General features: G+C 50.6%; 3 protein-coding genes. All 3 read left to right on the plus strand.

The annotated features are described in order from the left end of the window. The first annotated feature begins 243 nt into the window (after positions 1-243). From A4E54_RS02935 to hcrA, 3 genes are read left to right on the plus strand one after another with little or no spacing between them, the layout of a single operon-like run. On the plus strand, positions 244-1,113 hold the full coding sequence (locus A4E54_RS02935; protein WP_240081812.1) for an FAD binding domain-containing protein: 870 nt from the start codon (positions 244-246) through the stop codon (positions 1,111-1,113). Positions 1,114-1,134: 21 nt separating this feature from the next. Beyond that, positions 1,135-1,629: a (2Fe-2S)-binding protein gene (locus A4E54_RS02940; protein WP_240081811.1), complete on the plus strand. Its 495-nt coding sequence runs from the start codon at positions 1,135-1,137 to the stop codon at positions 1,627-1,629. A gap of 15 nt (positions 1,630-1,644) precedes the next feature. Continuing rightward, the gene (gene hcrA / locus A4E54_RS02945) at positions 1,645-4,014 is read left to right on the plus strand and encodes a 4-hydroxybenzoyl-CoA reductase subunit alpha (RefSeq protein WP_240081810.1); all 2,370 of its coding nucleotides are present in this window, start codon (positions 1,645-1,647) and stop codon (positions 4,012-4,014) included. Positions 4,015-4,306 lie beyond the last annotated feature (292 nt).

Raw genomic sequence — 4,306 nt, forward strand, 5'->3', positions numbered from 1 at the left:
GTCTGCGATGATCAAAATGTTGGAACTTGATATTACTGATGTTGCCGATGTGTTAGGCGCTTAGTTTGGCCTTCCTTAAAACGCTTGACGGATCTCGGTGCTATAACATGCGACTAAAGTAATTGTTGCAGTCGTATAGGGATCCGTCAAACCTTCTTTTAAAAAGTGCAAATGACAATTTTAAGAAGCGGGTGCAAAAAATTATATTGCGGTTAATGCAAAACGAAAAAGAGGAGGTTTGCTATGTACCTACCGGATTTTGAGTATTATGCACCTACAAGCTTGTGGGAAGCGTGCGGGCTTCTAGCGCAATTCGGCCCCAGGGTAAAAGTAATCGCGGGTGGGACTGACGTCTTACCCAAAATGAAACAAGATATCCTGGCGCCGGAGGTACTGGTATCACTTAAAAACCTCAGCCAGTTGACTGATATTTTTTATAAAAAAGGAAAAGGAATGGTTATCGGAGCCCGGGCTACTCACAATAACCTGGTTAATTCACCAGCCCTACAGGAAAAGTATCTTTCAATTTGTGAGGCCGCCCACCACATGGCCAATAACCAGATCAGAAATACGGGAACGGTGGGGGGCAATATTGTGAACGCCGTACCCTCCGCAGACCTGCCTCCCATCCTGATTGCCCTTGGCGCTGTGGTAAAGCTGTTCGGAACCGATGGGGAAAGGACTGTTTTACTGGAAGAGTTTTTTACCGGACCGGGTAAGACTGTGCTCAAACAAAACGAAATCCTAACCGAAATTGTTATCCCCGATCAATCCTTTACCGGCAGTACCTATATAAAATTCGGGCTGCGCCGCTCAGGCGCCCTGGCAGTAGTTGGGGTGGCCGTCGCAGTTTCTATGCAAGGGGATATTTGTAAAGAGGCCCGGATTGTCCTGGGTGCTGTGGCCCCTGTACCCATGCGGGCTAAGAAAGCAGAAGAATTGTTAAAGGGCAAAGCAGTTACCCAAGAACTGCTGGAAGAGATCGGTGTGTGTGCTGCCGGTGAAAGTAAGCCCATCTCTGATATTCGCGGCTCGGCCGAATACCGGAAGGATATGGTGCGGGTTTTTACTAAGCGTGCCCTATCGAAAGCAATTAAAGAAGGACACTGCTAAGAGAAGGGGGGAACAAAATTTATGAAGGCGATTACAGACAAAAATGGCGTAAAGCGTTATCTGATCACTCTGAACGTCAATGAGGACGGCTACACTAGAGTTGTTAAAGCTAATACCACCTTGGCTAATGTCCTGCGTGATGAACTGGACTTGACCGGGACTAAAAAAGGCTGTGAGTTAGGCGACTGCGGGTCATGCACTGTCCTGCTGGACGGTAAGCCGGTAGACTCCTGCCTGGTACTGGCGGTAGAGGCGGACGGTTGTGATATTGTCACCATCGAGGGACTGGCGCAGAATGAAAAATTGGATAAGCTGCAGGAATCCTTTGTGAAAAACGCGGCGGTGCAGTGCGGCTACTGCACGCCGGGCATGATTATGTCCGCCAAGGCTTTGCTTACTCGCAAACCCCGCCCCAGCGAAGAAGAAGTGCGCGAAGCAATTGCCGGCAACCTGTGCCGCTGCACAGGCTATGTCAATATTGTCAAGGCCGTGTTGGCCGCGGCTAACGAGCAGTAAAGGAGGTGAAAAAATATGGAGGAAAAAACAAGGACATCCTACACAGAATACAAACCAGAGGAGATAAGCGAGTTTAAGATAAAGGATGAGAAATACTCGGTTATAGGTAAAAGTGTACCCAAGATGGACGGGCGTGTTAAGGTTACCGGCCAGGCGAAATACACCGGAGACCTGAAGTTTCCAAATATGCTGGTGGGGAAAATCCTTCACAGCCCGTATGCTCACGCCAAAATTTTGAGCATAGACACATCAGCGGCGGAAAAACTCCCGGGGGTTAAGGCTGTCATTACCCATAAGGACGTGCCCAGCCTGAAGTACGGGATCAGCCCGGCGCGCTGGGATGAGAACATTTTCTGCATTGACAAGGTCCGCTATGTGGGTGATAAAGTGGCTGCCGTGGCCGCTATTGATGAGGATACAGTTTATAAGGCATTAAAGTTAATTAAAGTGGAATATGAGGAATTGCCGGCTGTATTTGACCCGATTGAGGCTATGAAAGAGGGCGCGCCGCAGGTACACGACGAGTACCCCGGCAATATAAACACGGAAATTCACCAGAATTTCGGCGATGTGGAGCAAGCGTTTAAGGACGCTTATTACGTGCGCACCGACCGCTTTGTGGGGAACCGCACCTACCATGCTCCGATTGAGCCCCACTCGGCCATATCGATCTGGGAAGACGGTAAGCTGACTGTTTATTGCAGCACGCAGTCGCCACACTATTTTCAATATTATATCGCCCGGGAGTTCGGCATGAAAATGGGCGATGTGCGGGTGCTCAAGACCTTTGTGGGAGGCGGCTTCGGGGGTAAGCTGGAGCCGACCGCTCTGGAGTTCGCCGGGGCTGTTTTAGCCAGGATGACTGGCCGCCCGGTCAAGATGTTTTACGACCGCGCCGAGATGTTCACTCATAACCGGGGACGCCATAAGGTGGTTATGGAGATCACTACAGGCGTGGATAAAAACGGTAAGATCCTCGGTGTGCACGCCAACTTCGTTCAGGACGGCGGTGCTTATACCAGCCTCGGTATTGCCACTGCTTACTATGCCGGGGCCATGCTGACCCTGACCTATGACTTTGTCAACTATAAATTTGATATGACCAGGGTTTATACCAATCTGCCGGCCTGCGGCGCCCAGCGGGGACACGGGGCGCCCCAGCCCAGGTATGCTTTTGAGTGTCACCTGGATCACGTCGCTGAGCATCTGGGGATTGATCCCATTGAACTGCGTTTGCGGAATGCCCGCCGGCCGAATACAATTACCCCCAATGAATTCGGTGTCCAATCCTGCGAAATGAAGGCCTGCCTGGAAAAAGCGCGGGAGATTTCAGGCTGGCAAGATAAGAAAGGCAAACTGCCCAAGGGCAGGGGGATTGGGATTGCCACAGGCAGTTTTGTTACCGGCGCCGGCTACCCAATTTACAGGACAGATCTACCCCACGCTTCAGCCATGATTAAGGTGCATGAGGACGGCACCGCCGCCACCCTTTATACCGGGGCTACTGATATCGGGCAGGGTTCCGACACCATCCTTTGCCAGATGGCCGCGGAGGCGATGGGGTTCACTTATGACAATATGAAGATAGTAACCGCTGATACTGAAACTACTCCTCATGATTTTGGCGCCTACGCCAGCCGCCAGACCCTCATGTCCGGCTCTGCTGTAAAACAGGCCGGTGAAGAGGTCAAGGCGCAGGTTTTGGAAATGGCTTCGGTCTTGATGGAAGTGGACGTTGATAACCTGGACTGCCGGGATGCAGTAGTATATTGCAAGTCAAACCCTGAAATCAGGAAGACTTTTGGAGAAGTCGCGAGAACGTTCTTTGTTAAAAGAGGCCCGCTGGTCGGGCGTGGAGTTTATGCCCCGCCCAAGCTCGGCGGCAAATTCAAGGGAGCTCCGGTAGGAACTTCGCCGGCCTACAGCTTCGCAGCGCAAATCAGCGAGGTTGAGATCGATGAGGAGACCGGGGAAATCAATGTTAAAGAAGTTTGGGATGTCCACGACTGTGGCATGGTGATTAACCCGGCGCTGCTTCACGCTCAGGTACACGGCGCTCTCTATATGGGTATGGGCGAGACAGTGTGGGAAGAGGTTGTGTTTGACAATAAAGGAAAGCTCCTCAACGGCAACCTGGGAGAGTACCGGATGCCGACGTCGTTAGATATGCCTAAGATTGTATCGGAACTTGTGGAAAGCAGTGAGCCGGCGGGGCCATGGGGCGTTAAGGAAGTTGGCGAAGGCGCTACCATCCCCACTATGGGTTGCTTTTCCAACGCTATTTACGACGCCATGGGTGTGCGTGTGAGTAGCTTGCCACTAAGTTATGAAAAGGTATGGCGCGCTTTAAAGGAAAAGCGGGAAAAGGAGGGCATACAAAAATAGAGAGCCTATAAGTGGCGGCATGCCGCCACTTATACAAGAAGAGCCACATATCCAATGAAAAGGCCGAGTATTAGCCAAGTTATTCTATTCTAGTCGCTTAAAAAACGGCATGGAAGTTGTTTCCAAAAGAGCATAGCCTCCCTAATCGTCATTTATACTGATTTATAAATTTCCATTAATTATCCCCTGGGAGGAATTACCTTGTTTTGAGAAAGGAGGGGAGAGAACAGATTGACCCGGGAAATTATTTTAGAAACCAGTGTTGCTGATAATCCAAAATTCAATTAAGGGG

The sequence above is a fragment of the Pelotomaculum sp. PtaB.Bin117 genome (assembly GCF_002067195.1).
Classification (GTDB): Bacteria; Bacillota; Desulfotomaculia; order Desulfotomaculales; family Pelotomaculaceae; genus Pelotomaculum_D; species Pelotomaculum_D terephthalicicum.